The organism is Streptomyces lacaronensis (assembly GCF_047337785.1).
Taxonomy (GTDB): domain Bacteria; phylum Actinomycetota; class Actinomycetes; order Streptomycetales; family Streptomycetaceae; genus Streptomyces; species Streptomyces lycopersici.
The window spans coordinates 527,389-546,964 of the sequence record NZ_JBLHDK010000003.1 but is presented as its reverse complement, the minus strand read 5'-3'; the positions used below and the strand labels follow the sequence as shown (position 1 = coordinate 546,964).

General features: G+C 68.9%; 16 protein-coding genes and 1 pseudogene. 10 read left to right on the top strand and 7 right to left on the bottom strand.

The window, feature by feature from the left end:
• Positions 1-26: 26 nt before the first annotated feature.
• Positions 27-170 carry a hypothetical protein gene (locus ACMTAK_RS03440; RefSeq protein WP_413804752.1) on the top strand — a complete coding sequence of 48 codons (144 nt, stop codon included), beginning with the start codon at positions 27-29 and terminating at the stop codon, positions 168-170.
• A 304-nt stretch (positions 171-474) separates the two neighbouring features.
• Positions 475-924 (top strand): nuclear transport factor 2 family protein, encoded by a 450-nt coding sequence (locus tag ACMTAK_RS03435; RefSeq protein WP_413804751.1) that lies wholly within the window; start codon positions 475-477, stop codon positions 922-924.
• Between the two features lie 237 nt (positions 925-1,161).
• Here ACMTAK_RS03435 and ACMTAK_RS03430 read toward each other — a convergent pair whose 3' ends face one another.
• Entirely contained in the window at positions 1,162-1,965 is an 804-nt protein-coding gene (locus ACMTAK_RS03430) for an aminoglycoside 3'-phosphotransferase (RefSeq protein WP_413804750.1), read from the bottom strand.
• A 654-nt stretch (positions 1,966-2,619) separates the two neighbouring features.
• On the opposite strand from ACMTAK_RS03430, the gene ACMTAK_RS03425 reads away from it, so the two are divergent.
• On the top strand, positions 2,620-3,150 hold the full coding sequence (locus ACMTAK_RS03425) for a hypothetical protein (RefSeq protein ID WP_413804749.1): 531 nt from the start codon (positions 2,620-2,622) through the stop codon (positions 3,148-3,150).
• A 288-nt stretch (positions 3,151-3,438) separates the two neighbouring features.
• Here ACMTAK_RS03425 and ACMTAK_RS03420 read toward each other — a convergent pair whose 3' ends face one another.
• Positions 3,439-4,266 carry a calcium-binding protein gene (locus tag ACMTAK_RS03420; protein ID WP_413804748.1) on the bottom strand — a complete coding sequence of 276 codons (828 nt, stop codon included), beginning with the start codon at positions 4,264-4,266 and terminating at the stop codon, positions 3,439-3,441.
• Between the two features lie 601 nt (positions 4,267-4,867).
• Entirely contained in the window at positions 4,868-5,821 is a 954-nt protein-coding gene (locus ACMTAK_RS03415; protein ID WP_413804747.1) for a LysR family transcriptional regulator, read from the bottom strand.
• Between the two features lie 131 nt (positions 5,822-5,952).
• Here ACMTAK_RS03415 and ACMTAK_RS03410 point away from each other — a divergent pair, with 131 nt between their 5' ends.
• From ACMTAK_RS03410 to ACMTAK_RS03395, 4 genes are all read left to right on the top strand, one after another.
• On the top strand, positions 5,953-6,864 hold the full coding sequence (locus ACMTAK_RS03410; protein WP_413804746.1) for an ABC transporter substrate-binding protein: 912 nt from the start codon (positions 5,953-5,955) through the stop codon (positions 6,862-6,864).
• Entirely contained in the window at positions 6,861-7,796 is a 936-nt protein-coding gene (locus tag ACMTAK_RS03405) for an amino acid ABC transporter permease (protein ID WP_413804745.1), read from the top strand. The genes ACMTAK_RS03410 and ACMTAK_RS03405 overlap by 4 nt, the downstream gene beginning before the upstream one ends.
• Positions 7,793-8,557 carry an amino acid ABC transporter ATP-binding protein gene (locus ACMTAK_RS03400; RefSeq protein WP_413804744.1) on the top strand — a complete coding sequence of 255 codons (765 nt, stop codon included), beginning with the start codon at positions 7,793-7,795 and terminating at the stop codon, positions 8,555-8,557. The genes ACMTAK_RS03405 and ACMTAK_RS03400 overlap by 4 nt, the downstream gene beginning before the upstream one ends.
• Before the next feature lie 100 nt (positions 8,558-8,657).
• Positions 8,658-9,818 (top strand): NAD(P)/FAD-dependent oxidoreductase, encoded by a 1,161-nt coding sequence (locus ACMTAK_RS03395; protein WP_413804743.1) that lies wholly within the window; start codon positions 8,658-8,660, stop codon positions 9,816-9,818.
• A 663-nt stretch (positions 9,819-10,481) separates the two neighbouring features.
• On the opposite strand, the gene ACMTAK_RS03390 is transcribed toward ACMTAK_RS03395, so the two are convergent.
• The 4 genes and pseudogenes from ACMTAK_RS03390 to ACMTAK_RS03375 all read right to left on the bottom strand — a co-directional run bounded on the left by ACMTAK_RS03390 (position 10,482) and on the right by ACMTAK_RS03375 (position 13,858).
• Positions 10,482-10,853, bottom strand: coding sequence for a hypothetical protein (locus ACMTAK_RS03390; RefSeq protein ID WP_413804742.1), 372 nt, complete (start codon positions 10,851-10,853; stop codon positions 10,482-10,484).
• 517 nt (positions 10,854-11,370) lie between these two features.
• Entirely contained in the window at positions 11,371-12,726 is a 1,356-nt protein-coding gene (locus ACMTAK_RS03385) for a radical SAM protein (protein ID WP_413804741.1), read from the bottom strand.
• Between the two features lie 224 nt (positions 12,727-12,950).
• A pseudogene (locus ACMTAK_RS03380) lies at positions 12,951-13,220 on the bottom strand (transposase); the annotation flags it as partial.
• 5 nt (positions 13,221-13,225) lie between these two features.
• Positions 13,226-13,858, bottom strand: coding sequence for a TetR/AcrR family transcriptional regulator (locus tag ACMTAK_RS03375; RefSeq protein ID WP_413804740.1), 633 nt, complete (start codon positions 13,856-13,858; stop codon positions 13,226-13,228).
• A 130-nt stretch (positions 13,859-13,988) separates the two neighbouring features.
• Here ACMTAK_RS03375 and ACMTAK_RS03370 point away from each other — a divergent pair, with 130 nt between their 5' ends.
• The 3 genes from ACMTAK_RS03370 to ACMTAK_RS03360 all read left to right on the top strand — a co-directional run bounded on the left by ACMTAK_RS03370 (position 13,989) and on the right by ACMTAK_RS03360 (position 19,575).
• Complete coding sequence (locus ACMTAK_RS03370) at positions 13,989-15,110, top strand: serine hydrolase domain-containing protein (protein ID WP_413804739.1); 1,122 nt, start codon at positions 13,989-13,991, stop codon at positions 15,108-15,110.
• A gap of 88 nt (positions 15,111-15,198) precedes the next feature.
• On the top strand, positions 15,199-15,987 hold the full coding sequence (locus ACMTAK_RS03365; protein ID WP_413804738.1) for a DeoR/GlpR family DNA-binding transcription regulator: 789 nt from the start codon (positions 15,199-15,201) through the stop codon (positions 15,985-15,987).
• A 576-nt stretch (positions 15,988-16,563) separates the two neighbouring features.
• Positions 16,564-19,575, top strand: a complete 3,012-nt coding sequence (locus ACMTAK_RS03360; RefSeq protein WP_413804737.1) for a TIM-barrel domain-containing protein — start codon at positions 16,564-16,566, stop codon at positions 19,573-19,575.
• The last annotated feature ends 1 nt before the right edge of the window (position 19,576 follow it).

Here is a 19,576-nt window from a genome sequence, read left to right as displayed (position 1 = left end):
CAACTGGTGGGGGCGCCGCACACGACATGCCGGGATCACGGCTGGACGAACCGGACACCTGCCTCGGCTGGTTGCGCGGCCGGCTCGACCGACGCCTCGGCGAACCGGACGCCGAGGCGGTCTGGGCACTCCCCGCCCTCGACGCCCTCGACCTGCCCCGCCCGGCCTGAACCGTTTTTGCCCACGTCGTGGGGGGTGGCCAGCCACGCGTACAACTCCACTCGGAAGTGGGACACTTCCGCGAACGCGTCCCGCAGGACGCGATCAACTGACCTCGGCCGGCCGCACCCTTCGTGCACGATGGGGATGTGAACAGGGACGCAGCGCGCGACGCCGCCGTTGAAGCAGGCCGGCAGGCAGTACGAGACGACGGGCGAGTACGGGTGGAACTGTTGGAAGCGGCCTACGCCGAGTGCCGACCGTGATGTCTGATCACCGCCAGCACGGTGGGCCTTCGCCGGTCATGCTGGCGACATGACGATGCCATCCACCACAGACTCAGTAACCGTCCTCACCGGCATGTATGCGGCGGAGGCGGAGTACCTGGCGGCCGGAGGCCCCGGCGAGGCTTCATTCGACTTGCTCGCCCCCTTCTTCGCGCCGAATGTCGAGCTGCATCAAGCGGACGCTCTGCCATACGGAGGCATTTGGCGTGGGCACAACGGAATGACGCAGTTCTTCCTCGCGATGGGACAGGTCTGGGAAACCTTCGACATGGTGGAGCAGGAGTTTCTTGCCACCGGTGAGACTGCGGTCGTGCTCACTCAGGTCCGTGCTCGCGCTCGTGCGACCGGCCGTGAACTCAGCTTCCCAATCCTGCAAACGGTCACGGTCAAGGACGGGCAGATCACCGAGGTCCGTCCGTTCTACTGGGATACTCAGGCCATCGCCGACGCCTGCGCCGGGTCCGCGCCAACAGGCTGAGGCCGACTGCGAACCCACTCACAGCCACACGTCGAGGGCTGCGACCAGTACCGTCGCCTCATAGCGGACGGCATGTTTGTCGCACCTCGTCGCCACGGCCCGGTGGCGTTTGGGCCGGTTGATCCCGGGTCTGCGAAAGCAGGCCCGGTGCCACCACGTCGAACGCGGACACCTGGGCGAGCGCGAGGATGTCACCGCGGCTCGAACCGCTTCACCGCACCAAACAGGTCCATCGGCTCAGTCCGACAGCTCCCACAGCAGGCGGTAATACATGATCCGCTCCGGGTCCGGTGCCACCCCGTAGGCTTCGAGTAGCGACTCTTCCCAACCGGGACCGTAGTTCCACTGCGTACTCCATGTGGCGATGGCGAGGTCGGCCCAGCGGTCGGCGACACCGAGCGCACCGAGGTCGACATGGCCGCTGCACGTGCCGTCGTCGCCGATGAGGGTGTTCGGAGCGCAGGCATCGCCATGGCAGACGACTACCTCATCGACGGACGGGATGTCGGCGAGCACGCCGAGCGCACGCTCAACGGTCCCGATGTGCCGGAGGTCTTGATGCCAGTCCGCCGGATTGATCCGGCCCGCCGCCGCTCGTTGCCGAACCGTCTCCAGCCGCTGTTCGGCCGACCAGCCGAACGGGCAGTCCGCAACGGGCAGTTCCTCATGCAGGGCGCGCAGCCCAGTGCCGATAGCGCGTACTGCGGTCTGGGGGTCGCGCTTCCAGTGGTCGTCCACGGCCATGCGCCCGGGCAAGCCGGCCGTGACGATCCAGGACCCTGTTTCGTCCGCGCCCTCGTCGAGTACGCGCGGCACAACAGTGAACGCCGCTGCCCAGCGCAAGCGCACCACCTCAGCCGAAAGGTCGATACCACTGCCTGGTGGCGTCCACTTCACAAACTGTTGCGCGTCTCCCAGACCGATCCGAAACGTCAGTCCGCCGAGCTCGTTCTTCCACACTGCCCGCACCGGGCGCCCTGCCGCGAACTCGGTGACGATCCGTGGAAGCTCGACCGGTCCTTGCGGCGACGTGGCTGTCACCAGGCCATTCTCGCCGGACCCGCCAGCAGTCGGTCAACCAGTTTTCCCAGACACCGCCGCCGGCGACTCCGGGGACTCGGCACCGCGGGGCCAGCGTGGGCTACGACACCGACGCCACCTTCAGCAGGGCGTTCCGCCGCCACGAGGGCGTGGCACCCGGCGCGTGGCGCCGTCGATCGCGTCCTGTGACCCGGCGGGTACGACTGGTCACCGGAATCCTGGCTGAAGTCCGGACGGGCATCCGTTCTTGATCGCCTGGACGTTGCTCAGCGAGACTTCCTTGTCCCGGTAGAGCAGCCCGGTCCTGGACTCCGCCGACGAACCGGACGCCGACCCTTTCGGCGCACCGGACGCTGATCCGGTCAGACCCTCGGACTGCCCATCGCCGCCCCACAACCCGCGAGAACGGCTGCCAGAAGCAGCACGAGGCCACCGCCCCGAAAGGCCGACCGGGCTGCCCGGCCGCAAGGAGCGGTCGAGGTGTGCGATCCTCCGCACGAGCAGGCCATTTCGAGAGCGACGCTGACCCTTAACCGGTTCGGGGACTCGCGCCATCCGGAATCCACCAGGTGTTCCAACAACGCCCGCAGTAAGCGTGCATCGCTCGGCGGCGGGGGCATAGGTTGAGATGTCCACCACCTGGGAGGGGGCCCGATGAGGCGTACGGAAGCGGCCAAGCAGTTGGGGAGGTTTGTACGGGAGCACCGTACCGACGGCGCGCGGCGCCTGCGGCAGGCTGGTATCTGGCTGTTGGCCGGGGCTGTGGGCACGGCCTTCGGGGTGCCGGTGGCGATCGCGTCGGTGGGCACCACCGAGGGGGCCCCGGGGCTGGCGGGTTTGCTGCTCGGGGTCGGCCTGGTGGGGTGGGGTCTGGGGATCTGGCGTCTGGTGCAGGCGTTCCGTACCCGGGAGCAGTGCTTCGACATTCATGAGCGGGGGTTCACCCACCGGTTGGCGGGCACCGCGACCGTGATCCCCTGGGGGGATGTGGCGCAGGTGAGTACCTCCGGTGGTGACGGCCGGCCGCTCGCCGACGCCCGGGGCATGGGCTCTACGTGCGAGATCCGGCTGCACAGCGGACGCCGGATCCGCGTCGATGGCTTCACCGAGGACATCCGGGGCCTGGCGGTGGTCGTCCATCGTGCGGTTCACCTCGGTCAGTTCCCTCAGGGCCGGGGACGCTGACCAGACCTGGCTGCCGCGTCCCAGCCGATGCAAGGGTGCGTCCCGGTGCGGTCATGAGCGGTCCGTCGGCGGTGCGGTCATGAGCGGTCCGTCGGCGGCTCGGAGACCGCAGTCCGTGGCCCTGGCCGCGGCCCAAGTGGTGAAGATGAGGAGTTCCGGAGTGTGCCGCGTCCTCCCGCGTCTCCATGACACGCGGGAGGACGACTGGGAGTGAACGGCGCCGGATCGCTACATCGGGCCGTCTTGTTGTTCAGGTCCCTGAGGTCCCTTGCGGTTCCTCAGGTCCCCTCAGAACCCCTCGGGGACGGATCCGTCCTGGTCGATGACGTTGTCGCCGGGGCCGCCGTCGATGTCGTCCTGCCCGGGGCCGCCGAAGAGGTAGTCGTTGCCGGGTCCGCCCTTGATGGTGTCGTCGCCCTCTTCGCCGTAGATCGAGTCATCGTTGCCGGCGCCGTCGAGGTGGTCGTCGCCGGGGCCGCCGTAGATCTCGTTGGCCACGTCATCGCCGATGACGGTGTCGTTGCCGTCCCCGGCCCACGCTGCGAACGAGTCGGTGATGGTGTCGTTGCCGGCGTTGCCGTTCGCGTTCGTGGCGTGGCTGATGGTGTCGTCGCCGTCGCCGCCCACCACGACGGAGGCGCCGATGATGGTGTCGTCCCCGTCCCCGCCGTGGACGTTCACATCGCCGCCGGAGATCTTGGCGCTGTCATTGCCGTCGCCGAGTTCGACGTTGCCCTGGTCGCCGCCGTGGTCCGGGTCGGGGACGGGCACGGTGCAGGTCACATAGGTCTGGTCGGTGGCGGTGGGATGGGTGCAGTCGGTGCCGGCGGCGATCTCGACAACGTCGTCGACGCCGAAGGTCAGCGTGGTGTCGGTCTCGCTGACCCGCTTGATGGTGAGCTTGTTGGTCTGGCCGTCGGCCGCCGTGTAGGCCATCACTCCGTCGGTGACGGTCACGGTGGCCGGCGAGACGGCCGACGACATCGGCGACGACGCCCCGGGCCAGGTGGCGGCCTGGGCGTTCCAGGCGAAGAGTCCGGTGCTGGCCGCGACGGCCAGTAAGGCGGCGACGCCGACCGGGCGGACGCGGCGGGAGCGCGGGCCAAGGGTGGACACGAAAGACCTCCGTGGGGAGTGGATCTGATTTCCGATCACTCGTTTCGACGTGGAAAATCCGCGCGGGGTTGTGCCGCTCCCATGCCCTGTTCACCGTTCTCTTCGAATTCCCATTTCGCGTTCAGCTCTACGACACCGGGAATTTTCTCCGCGTTCTCGGAATGTGCGTTTTTCGACCGGCGGGAATTCCGGAGAGTCCCCCGGAACGGGTGGCGAAGGCCGTACGGGGCACCGCTCAGGGCACCCGCTTCCTGACGACCGGTTCGTGGCTGCTCGTGCCGGCAGGACATGTATCTCGGCGAGCGTGTGGTCGATGAGAACGACAAGCTGCGGGGTACGAGTGCGGTCCTGGAGCGCGCCGTCGTCGACAAGGCCGGTGAGCGCCCCTGAACCGGGCCCGCATCCCTCAGCCATCCTCGGGGCCGTCTCGGCAGTCGGAAGGGCTGACCCGAGATTCTCCGGCCGACCTCGCCGTGGCAGGACACGGTCGCGGCGGAGGGGATCAGCCGCGAACGGCGGAACAGCCGCGAACGGCGGACTACTCCGCCGACTCCGTGGGTCGGGATGGCTGCGGAACGTATCGCTGCCGACGCACCGCTGTTCAGCCGGTGACCACGGGGCACTCGCCTTCGCCCCGCTCGGGCAGGGCGGCCGCGGCGGTGTGCAGGAGGGCGATGGCCTGGGGGAGGAAGGGGTTGGGGTCGGTGGTACGCCGGGTGGCATAGACCCGACGGGTGTGGGTGGAGTCGGTGAGCCGGACGAGGCGGGTGCCGGATGCGTCGGGTGAGGTGGGGGTGTCCACGACGGCGAGTTCCGGTGCGATCGCCACCCCCAGGCCCTGGCGGACCAGTTCGTAGGGCAGGTTGTAGTCGTTCGTACGGAAGAGCACCTCGGGCAGAAAGCCGCCGGCCGCGCAGATGTGGCGCAGGCAGTGAGCGGCGTCGGTGTCCTCGTGGTAACTGATCCAGCGCTCGTCCCGCAGGTCGGCGAGGCGGATGCGCTGCCGTCCGGCGAGGGGGTGTCCCGCGGGGAGGAGGAGGTAGAGCGGCTCTTCCCGTACCAGCGTGTGTTCCAGGCCCTCGGGCCAGCTGTGCGGTACCACGCCGTACTCGAAGATCACGGCGAGATCCAGCCGCCCCTCCAGTACCGCGGGCACGGTGACGTGCGGGTCGCCCTCCTCGTAGCGGACGTCGACCTCGGGCCGATCGCGGAGGAACCCCGTCAGCACCGTGGGCACCAGCCGGAACCCCGCGGACCAGAAGCTGCCCAGCCGCAGTCGCCCTCGCTCGGCCGCGGCGTAGGCGCGCATCTCGTTCTCCGTCGCCGACAGGTCGGCCAGCAGCCGTCCCGCGCGCAGGGCGAGCCGGAGCCCGGCCGCAGTGGGGCGCACGCTGCGCGGTGAGCGCTCGAAGAGCGGGACGCCCAGGGCGCGCTCGACGGTGGAGATCTGCTGGGAGACGGCGGAGGGGGTGTAGCCGAGGCGCTGGGCGGCCGTACGGAACGAGCCCGCGGCGACCACCTCGCATATCGCCTGAAGCTGCGGCGGAGTCAGCATCAAATGAACTTAACACTCCGCATGGAAACGTTCATTCTCCCTGTTCTTGCCCAGGCTGCCGCCATCCCGCAGATTGGGCGTTCACCAGCCCCGCGCCGGTCCTCTGACCAGCGGCCCAGAAGGGAGGCACCGTGCTCGGAAGGCATGCGCGAGCCCACGCCACCGCACTTCCCCTCGCGCTCGCGACGCTGCTCACGTTGACCGTGACGGCCTGTGGCGGCACCGCGACCGTCAATCAGTCCAAGGTGCCCGAGCAGCGCGTCGACCCCGCACTCCGCGCCCTGCTCCCTCGGGACATTCGCGATGAAGGGTCCATCACGTCGGCCGTCGGCAACGACTACCCGCCGCTGTCCCTCCTGGACATCGACAACAAGACCGTCATCGGCGCCGAACCCGACCTCATTCACGCGGTCGGCCAAATCCTCGGCGTCCGCGTGCACCTGGTGCAGGCGAACTTCGACAGCATCATCGGCGGTGTCCGGTCCAGGCGCTACGACGTGGCGATCCAGGCCATGCTCGACAAGAAGGAGCGCCAGTCGCAGGTCACGTTCGTCGATTACATGAAGACCAGCAGCTCGATCCTCGCCTCCAGGAAGGCCGCCGGGAACATCCGCTCCCTCACCAGTCTGTGCGGCAGCCAGGTGGCCGTCGAGCAGGGCACCTCGCAGGTGGACGATGTGGCGGCGCAGGCCGAGAAGTGTGCGGCAAACGGCGGGCCGGAGCTGGAGAAACTGGTCTTCCCCGACTCCGTCGGCTGCTTCCAGGCGCTGTCCACGGGCCGCGCCGACGCGTTCGTCGGCGGCACCCCCACCGTCGTCTACCAGGCGGAGATGTCGCACGGCAGGTTCCGCACGGCCGGTGAGCCGTACCGCTTCCTGCCCTACGGAATCCTGATCAACAAGGAGGAGCCGACCTTGGTACGGGCCGTCCGCGGTGCCCTGCAGAAACTCATCGACAACGGCACCTACGCGAAGATCCTCAAGCAGTGGAACATCAGGTCCGGAGCCCTGAAGAGCGCCACGGTGAACGGGGGTGCGGCATGACCGGGACCCTCATCCGGGCGGACTCCGGCGACGCCGCCGAGTCCCTGCGCCCCGTCCCGCCGCGCCGTCCGGGGCAGCGCGTCGCCGCGGTCGTCGTGGCCTTCCTGCTGGTCTTCCTCCTGGAGGGCTGGATCACCAATCCCCGTATGCAGTGGGGGACCGTCGGTGAGTTCCTCTTCTCGCCGGTGATCATGGAGGGGCTGCGGACCACGCTGCTGCTGACGTTCCTCGCCATGGCACTCGGCATCGTCGGCGGTGTCGTCCTCGCCATCCTGCGGATGTCCGCCAACCCGATACTCTCCCGGCTCAGCTGGTGCTACATCTGGCTCTTCCGCGGCACCCCGCTGCTGGTCCAGCTCCTCTTCTGGTATTTCCTCTCCGCGGTCGTCCCCACCATCGGCCTCGGCATCCCCTGGGGGCCGACATTCGTGCGGGCCGACACGAACGACCTCATCACCCAGCTCACCGCCGCTGTCCTCGGCCTCGGGCTGCACGAGGCGGCGTACATGGCCGAGATCGTCCGCGCGGGCATCACCTCCGTCGACGACGGCCAGAACGAGGCCGCCCAGGCGCTGGGCATGTCCCGCGGGCAGACCCTGCGCCGCATCGTGCTGCCGCAGGCACTGCGCATCATCATCCCGCCCACCGGCAATCAGGTGATCTCCATGCTGAAGACCACCTCGCTGGTCTTCGCCATCGCCGTGCCCGAGCTGCTGACCTCCATCCAGGGCATCTACTCACGCAACTTCCAGCAGGTTCCGCTGCTGGTCGTCGCCTGCTTCTGGTACCTCGTGGCGACCTCCGTACTGGGCGTCGGCCAGTACTACCTGGAACGGCGCTTCGGCCGCGGAAACGTCCGCGACCTGCCGCCCACCCCGCTCCAGCGGTTGCGCGCCGCGGCCCGGAACCACCGTAAGGAGAGCGCACGTTGACACCAGCCGTGATCAGAGCCGAGAGCGTGCACAAGAGCTTCGGCCGCACCGATGTGCTCAAGGGCATCGACCTGACCGTCGCCCCCGGGGAGGTGATGTGTCTGGTGGGCCCCTCCGGGTCCGGCAAATCCACCTTCCTGCGCTGCGTCAACCATCTGGAGACCATCGACCGGGGACGCCTGTACGTCCGTGACGAGCTCGTCGGCTACGAAGAGCGGGACGGCAAGCTTCACGAGCTGAGCGAAAGGGCCGTCTCACGACGCCGCCAGGGCATCGGCATGGTCTTCCAGCGCTTCAACCTCTTTCCGCACATGACCGCGCTGGAAAACGTCATCGAGGCCCCCGTCCAGGTCAGGAAGGTGCCGAGGAAACAGGCACGCGAGCGCGGCGCGGAACTGCTCGACCGCGTCGGCCTCGCCGACAAGGCGGCCAGCTACCCCGCCCAGCTCTCCGGCGGCCAGCAGCAGCGGGTGGCCATCGCCCGCGCGCTGGCGATGGAGCCCGAACTGATGCTCTTCGACGAGCCCACCTCCGCGCTCGACCCCGAACTCGTCGGAGAGGTGCTGGAGGTGATGCGAGCGCTCGCCGACGACGGCATGACCATGGTCGTCGTCACCCACGAGATGGGCTTCGCCCGCGAGGTCGGCGACTCGCTGGTGTTCATGGACGACGGAGCCGTCGTCGAGACCGGCCCGCCGGCGGACGTGCTGAGCGACCCGCGCCACGAACGCACCCGCGCCTTCCTCAGCAAGGTTCTCTGACCACCTCGCCGGGATTCTCCGACCCTCCCCGGCAAGGTTTTCCGGTCGCCGGGCGCGCTCTCCGACCGCCCCACACCTGACCGCCACCGAAGGAGTCTCCATGACCCGTGCCCTCGTCATCGGCGCCGGAGTGATAGGCGCCGCCACCGCACACCGCCTGGCCGAGGCAGGTGTCAGCGTCACCGTGCTCGACGCCGGAGGCCGCACGCCGGGCACCTCCAGCGCCACCTTCTCCATCGACGTCACCCATCTGAAGACCCCCCACTCGTACTTCCTGCTCAACCGGCGCAGCGCCGCGCTCCACCGGGAGCTGGAGCACGAGATCCACGCGGCCACGGGAGCCGTCGGCTGGCGCCATCCCGCGCCGCTCGTCCAGTGGGGCCACACCGAGGAGGAACAGCGCGTCCTCCGCGCGCGTGCCGAGCGCCTCGCGGGCTGGGGGCACCCCTGCCGCACCGCCGACCCCGGCGAGTTGCGCACTCTCGCACCTGCCGTCGACCCCGCCTCCTGCCGCGCCACCGAACTCGTCGTGCACGACGACGCCGCCTGGTACGACGCCCCTCTCCTCGCGCGCACCCTCCTCGACCGGGCCGCGGCCCTGGGCGCCGACATCCGCTACGACAGTCCCGTCACCGCCTTGCTGCTGGACGGTGAGCGGGTACGCGGCGCCGAGGCACGGGGCCGGCGCTTCGAGGCCGACCACATCGTCAACTGCGCGGGCCCCTACGCCGGGCGCATCGCCGAACTGGCCGGGGTACGGCTGCCGTTGCGCCAGATCCCCGGTCTGGTGGGCGAGTCCGTCCCGCTCGCCGAGCCGCTGCGCGCCATCGTCACGACCCCCGGCGTCGATCTGCGCCCCGCCCCGGGCAACCGGGTCTGCGCCATCTCCTGGCCGGTCGACGCCCTCCTCGCCCCGGCCGCGTCAACTGATGTGCCGCCCGAAGCGGACCTCCTCAGCCGGTGCGCCGCGATCCTGCCCGCCTTCCGCTCCCTGGGGGGCACCCGGATCGGTGTACGCCCCGTTCCCGAAGACGGCCTTCCGCTGGTCGGCCCGCATCTCCAGGCTCCCGGCCTCTACACCATCACCACCCACAGCGGCGTCACCCTCGCCCCGCTCCTCGCCGCCCTCGCCGCCGCGGAACTCACCACTTCCATGCCCGAACCCACCCTGGCTCCTTACCGGCCCGACCGCGACACCTCACACCCCATCCGCGACGAAAGCCTGGCAGTGATGAGCGGGCACCGCGCTGAAGCCGGTTGAGTTCTCAGGACTGATGACGTGAAGTGCCCCGGAGGGCGGCGACAGCGTCGCCGGTACCGCGCAGAGCCGGTCCGCGTCCAACGGGGACGGCAAGGGTGAGGCGGAGCAGGCCAGCAGCGGCTATGACACCAAGGCGGGCGCGCGCTCGAGGACCGCCTCGGGCGGGACGGACGAGGTCACGAGCAAGGGCACAACGGCCGGCGCTCAGCAGTGCCGCGGCGACGAGATGCTGGAAGACCCGGCGGGACCCGGCGCAGGATGCCGTCGATCACCTGGCGGTGACCCGGCCACCGACCGCACCGCCCGTAGCCCCGACCGGCAGAAACGGCCGCAGCCGCTTCGGCCGCGGCCTGGCCATCGTCGGCCAGGACAACCTCCGCCGGATCGTGCCGCGTGAGAGAGCCCGGCCGGGCGGCGCGAACATCGGCCTGATCGACACGGCCCCCGCCGCCCCCTTGACGCCGGGCCCCAATGGCCTGGTCGAGGGCACATCCGGTACGCCGACCGCTACGGCGAGGCGCTCACGCGGCTACGCGCTGACCACCGTGGCCCGACCCACGGCCACCGCCTGGGCGCGTGCCCTTGAAGAGCGCCTCCGAAGTCCACCACGCGCCGCGCCGTTCCATTCGCGCCGGCCGCGCGACTGCCCCGAGGTCTGGGAACTCACCGACTCCACGCGGGAGCCCGTTCGAGGTGAAGGGCGTGCCCGGTGGTCAGCGCCCGAGCAGTGTGCTCTGCCGTCACACCGCTCAGTCCCGTCCCCAGCGACAGCGCGCGCAGGGAGAGAACCTGCGCGGCCATCATCGCGATGACCGGATCGTCGGAGGTGAGGTAGGGCTCGCAGTCGGCGTCTCCCAGATCGCCGGGACCGACGCGGCGGCCGCCGCGCACCTCCTCCATAAGCTCTTCGATGCGTGTACTCAAGGGAGCCGGTGCCTCGTCCGCCGCCCACCGCAGATACGGCAGTTCGCGTGTGCCCATCGCGAGCACGACAATCTCCGCCAACTGCCGGATGGCCGGATCGGGGTGCAGCAAGTGGTGCGCCTGACAGACCGGGATGCAGGTGCAGACCTTGTTGCAGGTACAGATCACACCTCCGCCACCGCCGTAGGTGGGGGTGGGCGCTTCGTACGTCGGGGTCGGCGGTTCGTACGTCGGGGGATCGTACGTCGGTGGTTCGTAGGTCGGAGTCGACAAGTCGGGGGACGACGTCGAGGGGCTGGGGGTCTGAGTCCGCGGGGCGTGGGTCGGCGGTCTCGACGAGGGACGGGAACCGGCGGGAGACGGGGACGAGGCGGGCTCCGAGCCCCCGTCGTCGCATCCGCCGAGCAACAGGGCCGCCGCGACCGACGACGCGATGCCCGCACCCAGGAGGCCACGCCGCCCGGACGTCGCTGTCCACGGCGGCCTGGTGACGGGTAGGACCTCCACCGGGCTCGTGGGGTCCTCCTGTGCCATGTGCTGGATCTCGTACCGCGGAGCACCGGAGGGCTGTCCGGGGTCGGGCTGGTCCTTCCCTGAGCGCCTGGGCCGCGGCCACGGCAGCATGACGTCATTCATGCTCGCCTCCATGAACGCCACAGGGCTCGCCGTCACGGGTGTCGCGCCACAGGAGACCGCCCGATCCGGCGATCCGGGTGAGCAGCTGGTCCTTCACCAGCTCCCGGGTGATGTGGCAGCGCTGGGACCCGGTGAACTCGCCCCGTCCGTTCGCCGACAGCGACTTGTGGTAGCAGTCGCCCGCGCAGTTCCACTTGGCGAAGCACCCGTCGCAGAAGGACCGGTGTTCGACGCCCAGGCCGCGCAGCCGGTTGAGCCGGTCCATGTCGAAGGTGTAGCCGTCCGGCCCGGACGAACCGTAGAAGAACACATCGGCGAACTCGTTGTCCTCGGAGAACGCCTCGAAACAGGCCGATACGTTCCCCGCGGGGCTCAGGCAGAAGTTGTCCTGGGTGACCCCGCAGAAATGGTTGGTGAGCGTCCCGACCCGGGCCGCGCTGTAGATCAGCTCATGACCGAAGCGGGCGGCCCTGCCCTGGGCCTCCCGGTAGGCGGCGATGAACTCCTCCGTCTCGGCGTCCGGCTTCCCCGCATGACGCCCCAGCTGATAGGCGGGCTCCACCTGCACGCGTTGCGGCGTGAAGTTCGACAGGACGAACTCGATCGAGTCGGGCAGCAGTGGTATCTGCTCGGCGGTGACGGTCAGCCGCACGGCGTAGGGGTAACCCGCCTCGGTGAAGCGGCGCATCGTGTGCATGACGCGAGCGCTCGACCCCGTACCCCGGACCGTCGGGCGGTGCTTGTCGTGCGCCTCGGGCAACCCGTCGAAGGACAAGCTCATACCGCCGTTGAGATGGGCGATCATCCAGTCGATCTGACGATCGGTGAACACGCCGTTCCCCGCCGACGCCGCGATGACCTCGAGGTCGCCGGCCCGCTCACGGGCGTATGCCAGCGACTCGGTCATCAGACGCCAGTGGACGCTCGGCTCTCCGCCTCCGTGATAGTTCACCCCGGCGAACGGCGCGCCGTCACGCCGGGCGTTGTCGATGACGAAGTCGATGCCCCGCTTGGCGACGTCCATCGTCATGTACGTGGCCGGAGTGTCGCCCGCCGATGCATAGCAGTAGGTGCAGCGCAGATTGCACGCCGTCGTCAGGAAGAGCGTGACCTCGGTCGGAGAGGGGGCGCCTCGACGGCGGGTGACAGGTGAGGGGGGTTCTCGCAGAAGCCCCGTCTCACGGGCGAGCGCCACCACGCTGTCGTCCCCACCCTCACCGGCCAGGACGCCGGAGAGCGCCGACACCATGCCCTTCGTGGCGGCGAAGGCCACACCGTGCAGCGGCGCGTACACCAGCTGTGCCCCGTCCTCCAACGGGATCGCGAAGACGTCCGTCGTTCCGTTCAACGATCACTCCAAGCCACTCGCCTTCGATCCCGCTGCGACACGGTTGCGGCACGGACAGCGGGAGGTCACCGTGCAGCGCACATGTCCGAGCGGAGCTCTCCCGTCGCTCCGCGCGGCACCGGCGCGCCCGGCACATCCTGCGCCGGGTGGCCCGGGACCCCTCCCGACGGGAACGGGTAAGAGTGTCGAGCCGGTACTGCACGGGCTACCAGGGTGTCAGCTTCGGTCTCGCTGTCGCCGACCATCAGCCCGAGGGCCTCGCGTCCGCCGTCCTTGGTGATGCCGTGGCGATCACCACGGCCGGCCCGGGAGAGATCGCCGCAGATCCTGGAGACCTCGCTCTTGGAGTTCCCGGTGTCACCGCCCAGGGGCCTTGACCAGGTCGTCGACGCTGCGGGTGGACACGCCCTGCACGCGCCTCCATGATGACGGCGTAGAGGGCCTTGGTCGATGCGCCACCGGCGTTCCAGCAGCGACGGAAAGAACGACCCGTTGATCTCTAACCGAGCTGGGCGCGTCGGCAGGTTCCGGTGAATACGCTGCCGAGTCGGTCGTCCAGCGCGGCGAGGATCGTCGGTTTCGGCGTGCCGTTGGGGTCGATGTGCGTGTGCAGGGCGAGTCCTTCGGTGAACGCGACGATTTGCAGGGCCTGGTCAGCCGCGTCGATCCCCTGAGCGACCTCGCCGCATACCGTGCCATTTCTGATGGCCTGGGCGACGCGTGAGCGGATGCCCACGAGGGTCTCTCTCTGGACGGCGGCAAGGCGGGCGTTGTGCGCGGCTTGGTCTGCGAAGGCGAGACGGACGAGGAACTCGGCGCGGCGGGCGTCGTCCAGCGGCATGAGCTCGGCCAGCGCCTGCCGCAGCATCTCGGCGATGGTGCGGCCCTCGGCCTCGCCTCGGTTCACCAGCTCGTCCACTCGTGCGGTGAAACGCCCGTTGACGCGGGTGAACGTGGCCAGCAACATTTCGTCCTTTGCCGTGAAGTAGTGCTGCACCAGGCCGACGGACATGCCCGCTTCTGCGGCGGTCCGCGCGACGGTCACGGCGGTGAGGCCGTGTCGCACGACCAAGCGTTGGACGGCGTCGGTGATCTGCCCGTGTCGGACGTGATGGTCGGCAACTCTCGGCACGTGAGGACGCTATCGCATGCTATAACCGTACGTCTATATTGCTACCGGAGGGGGCCTTGCGATGATCCGACGACGCTCAACCCGTCTGTTAGGCCTGGGACTTGCTCTTGCTCTCCTGCTGCCACCCGGTATGGCCACCGGGGGCCAGGCCAGTGGCGGACAGACGGTCGGCAGCCGCCGTGACCCGGCCCTGCAGGCCCTGGTCGACCAGGTGGTGGCCCACCCGAACCCCAACCCGGGCGCTTTCCTACTCGCCCGCCATAGCTCGGACGACCGCTTCGGATCGGCCGGCGTCGCCGACCGATCCGCCGGCACACCCATGGCCCCGGACCTGAAGTTCCGCACCGGGAGCGTCACCAAGAGCTTCACCGCAACGGTCGTCCTGCAACTCGTCGCCGAGCACCGGCTGCGACTGGACGACACCGTGCAGAGCCTGTTGCCCGACCAAGTCCGCACCGACAACGCTCTGGCCGGTGCGCCCATCACTATCCGCCAGCTGCTCAACCACACGAGCGGGCTGTACGACTACATCGACCGGCTGCTTCCCCACTTCCGCGGGCTTGACCAGTACTGGCCCCGGGACCAGCTGATCAGCATCGGCCTTGCCCAACCCCGGTACTTCCCGGCTCCTGGCACCCGGTTCCGGTACTCCAACACCAACTACCTGCTGCTCGACCTGATCGTCGAACGGATCACCGACCGCGACCTGCGCACCAACCTCGAACGCCGCGTCTTCGCCCCCCTCGGGCTGCGCGACACCTCGTACCCGCTGGCACGGACCACCATCGACGGAGCCCACGTACACGGCTACGCGGACGTCTCGCTCCTGCTGCCGAACGCACCGGACCCAACCCGGTTCGACGTCACCGCGTTCAGCCCATCCGAGGCTGGTGCATCGGGCGCCCTCGTCACGACCGCGGCCGACATCGCACGCTTCTACCGGGCCCTGCTGCAGGGACGCCTCCTGCCCCCAGGCCTGCTTCGCCGGATGCTCACCGACACGGTCCCCACAACCGGCAGCGCCCCGCCCACTGTCGCCTACGGCCTGGGTGTCTACGTCTACGCCACCAGTTGCGGCCGTGCGTACGGCCACGGCGGCAGCACACTCGGGTACCTGACCTTCGCCCTCAACAGCCGCGACGGGCGCGACCAACTCGTCGCCCACACCAACTGGAACTCGTTCGCCGACACCGGGATCGACGAGGACTTCTGGGCTGCCTTCCAGCAGGGCTACTGCGGAAAACCTGGGTAGATCAGGCCGCCATCGGCGAACTGCGCGTCGCTCGTTCTGACGAGATAAAATCTCGCGGGCCCGCACACCACGGAACGGGGGATGGCGCATGGTGGCACCGCAGGCCAGATGGAGCGCCTTGCTGGAGATGCTGACGCGCGAAGGGCGGATCGAGGTCGAGGCCGCCGCCGACGCACTGCGGGTCTCCGCCGCCACGATCCGGCGTGATCTGGACGAGTTGGCGCGCCAGCAGATGGTCACCCGTACCCATGGTGGTGCCGTGATCAACGCTATCGCCTACGATCTGCCGCTCCGCTACAAAGCCGCGCGCAACGCTCCGGAGAAGGAGCGGATCGCTGACGCGGCGGCGGGCCTGGTGAAGGCGGGTGCGGTGGTGGGTCTGAACGGCGGTACCACGACCACTTCGGTCGCCCGGGCGCTGGCGACCCGGCCGGAGCTGAGCCGCGAGGGAGCCGGGCCCTCGCTGACGGTGGTCACCAACGCGCTGAACATCGCCAACGAACTGGCTGTACGCCGCCATATGAAGCTCGTCGTCACCGGGGGCGTGGCCCGTACCGCCTCCTACGAGCTCACCGGACCGCTCGCCACCGAGGTGCTCGAGCAGATCACCCTCGACCATGTCTTCATCGGTGTGGACGCGATCGACGTCCGGCACGGTGCGACGGCCCGGGACGAGGGCGAGGCCGGCATCAACCGGGCGCTGGCCCTGTGCGCCGAGCAGGTGGTCGTTGTCGCTGATTCCTCCAAGCTGGGGCGGCGGGCCTTCGCCCGCATCTGCCCGGTGGAGGACGTCCATGTACTGGTGACCGACAAGGCGGCGGGCCCCGAGCTGACCGAACCGTTCGCCGCCGCGGGCGTGGAGATCGTCCGGGCCTGAGCATCGGCTGGGTAACGCACTTGACGGAGCCTGCCGTCAGACCGCTGATCAGACGGCGCTCTGTAGAGATGAATTGATTACTTCTGCTTGTAACTTGCAGGAGTCAAGCAACTACATACACCGGGGCGGACGGCCGGTGTCGGCGCTCGCCGAGCCGCTGACGGAAGAGCTTCTCAGCGCTGAGCGGTTCACCTTCCTTGGCCGGGGCTGGACGTATGGGCCCAGCGGGGCCTTGAAGAGACAGCCCGCACCGACGGCCAGTTGGTCGCCCCCGCCCCCGGGGTGCGATCCAGGGGCTGATCTGTCGTGTGGGAGAAGGGCCCACCGAATCCGTCCAGTTCACGCAGATTTTACCGTCGGCTTTCCCGGGGTCCGCGGCCTCGGGAAACAGGGCGCGGACCGGCGAAGTCCACCGTCGTCAGGGGCGACCGGAGGGGTGGAGGGGCCAAGAAATCATGGAAGGGGAGCGTTGACATCTGATGGATCTGGCCAGAACATCAACACAAATAAGCATGACCAAGCATGACTTTGCAGTGGCCACTCCATGACGCCGGCCCGCCCCGCAGGAGGACGTGAGTGCACACCCACCCGCGCAGACCGCGTAAACCCGGCAGATTCGGCACGCTCCTGGCCGCCGCGCTGGCCCTGACAGTCACACCGTCCGTCACCGACCCCCTCGCCACACCGGCCCGGGCGGACACCGCCGCCCAGCCGAGGGTGACCCACCACGCGGACGCCCTCACCGTGTCCGTGCCGGCCACGAGCAAGACCCCCGGCTACACCGTCGACATCGCCACCGACGAACTCGCCCTCACCACCGAGCGCGCCGGTAACACCGTGCTCAGCACCGCGGGCGGCGACACGGGGGGCCTGCGCTTCCGGTCCGGCGGCCAGTGGCAGCACGCGACCGAGGTCACCGACTGGACATGGAAGGACGGAGTCCTCACCCTCACCGCGGACACCACACTCGACGGTGCCACCGTCGCGGCGCGGCTGACACCCACCTCCGACCGCTACCAGCTCGACTGGGATGTCGAGGGCGGCGGCCCCGACCAACTCGGCCTCGCCTACGACCTGTCATCGGCCGGCCACTGGTACGGCCATGGCGAGGCGGAGACCCCACAGGGCGGCCCGGGAGTCAACCAGCCCTGGCCGCTCGACACCGGCGAGGTCGACCACGAAACCTTCGGCCCGGCCTCGTACAACATGATCGACCCGTTCTGGTACACCTCCAAGTCGACCGGTCTCCGCGTCGATACCGGGGATGTCATGGACGTGACACTCAACAAGCGCAAAGACGGCCTCGGCACCTTCACCGTCGAGTCGCCCGACACCTACAAGGCCACCGTGTTCGTCGAGTCGACCCCGCTGGAGGTCTACCGCGACTACATCGGCATCGTCGGCAAGCCGGGCAAGAGCGACGCCACGTACGAGCAGTACGCCAAGCCGCTGTGGAATTCGTGGGCGCAGTTCTACACCAAGGTCGACCAGGAGAAACTGCTCGACTACGCCACCGACCTCCACGACAACGGTCTCGACGGGCACACCATCCAGCTCGACGACAAGTGGGAGTCGAACTACGGCAATCTCACCTGGGACCCGAAGACCTTCCCCGACCCCAAGGGCATGTCCGACAAGATCCACGACATGGGGTTCGACTTCGGCCTCTGGGTCACACTTTGGATCAACCTCGACTCCGACAACTACCAGCACGCGGTCGACAACGGCTATCTGCTCATGGATGCGAAGGACACCAGCAAGCCCTGCCAAGTGACCTGGTGGAACGGCCAGGCCGGAATCATCGACCTGGCGAACCCCGACGCCAAGGCCTGGTACGAGGGCAACCTCAAGAAGCTCATGGACACCTACGACATCGACGGGCTGAAGTTCGACACCCGCTTCTTCGATGAGAAGTGCGCGCCGCGCGAAGGCCACCGGGCCACCGACTACCAGAAGCTCGGCACCCAGCTCGCCGACGAGTACGACCTCCAGGGCGCGGGTATCCGGGTGCACTGGAACGAAACGGCCCACAAGGCCGGCTTCGTCACCCGTCAGGTCGACAAGGGCACCGGCTGGGACTCCCTGCGCGCCTCCGCCACCCAGAACCTGGCGATCTCCACCATCGGCTACCCGTTCGTCGAATCCGACATGATCGGCGGCTCCGGCGGCCAGCCCGCTCCGTCGAAGAACGTACTGGTGCGATGGGCGCAGTCCGCCTCGCTGATGCCCCTGATGTACTCCTCGACCTCACCGGTGGACACCAACGACACCACCACCGGGCAGAAGGTGGATTACGACCAGGAGACGGTCGACCTCTACCGGCAGGCGATCGAGACGCACAAGAAGCTCGCCCCGTACATCTGGGACCAGGTCCAGTCCACCCTGAAGACCGGCGACCCGATCATGCGCCCCCTGTTCTTCGACTTCCCGAAGGACGAGGAGAGTTACACCGTCACCGACGAGTGGATGCTCGGCCCGGCCGTGCTCGCCGCGCCCAAGCTGAGCACCGGCGCCACCCGGACCGTCCATCTGCCTCCCGGCACCTGGTACGACGTCAACCAGGGCACGGTCATCCGCGGCCCCAAAACCCTCAAGGGGTACGCGGCGCCGCTCGGCGTCACCCCGGCGTTCGTCAACCTCAAGGCCAAGGGCGCCGCCAAGGCGATCAAGGCGCTGAAGCGCGACGGCGTCCCGGCCGCCTCCGTCCTGATCAGCCCCGACGCTCCGGTCACCGGCTCCGGCACGCCCTTCGAGGTGACCACCGAGTCGACCAACTGGTCCACCCGGGCCATCAGGGACGTCAGGGCGGCACTGGACCTCCCCGACGGCTGGACCGCCAAGGCGACCGGCCCCACCACCGCGAAGACCCTCCCGGCCGGGAGAACGCTCACCACCACCTGGACGGTGACCCCGGCCGACGACGCGAAATGGGGCGGTCACGATCTCACCGGGACGGTGACATACGACCGCGCGCGGAAGGTCACCGACACCGTGCGGGCGGAGGTCAAGGCGACCCCGGGCAGTGTGGCGGCCCCGTATCGGACGACCGCCACCACTGATGACGCCCGGTACGCCCAGGCCGGGGACCAGCTCGCCATCTGGGCCGGGGGTCAGGACCTGTCCGGGTGGAAGGACGAGAAGGGCGTCATCTACCGCGATGACGGGGCCGGGGAGAAGGCCACCGTGCAGGCCCAGTTGGTCTCCCAGCGCAGCGCCTCCCCGGTCGGCAAGGCCGGCGTCGCCCTCGCCAACGACCTGACCGCGCCGGAAAAGGGCGGTTACGCGGTGCTGGCCATGACCGAGAGTTACGGACTGGAGTTCATGACGGACAGCGACGGCGACGGGAAGCTCGACACCTGGGCGGGCGGTGGCTCGACCTACCACCCGGCCTATCTGAAGCTGACCCGGGACGGCGCCACCTACACCGCGTACGCCAGCAAGGACAGCGAGACGTGGTCGAAGGTCGGCACCGCCGAGGTGCCGTCGGCCACCGGCACCGGTGACGCCGGAATGGTGGCCAGCGCGGCCAATGCCAACTATCCCGGCGAAGACATCGAGGCCATTTTCAGTGGCTTCTCGGTCACCTGAG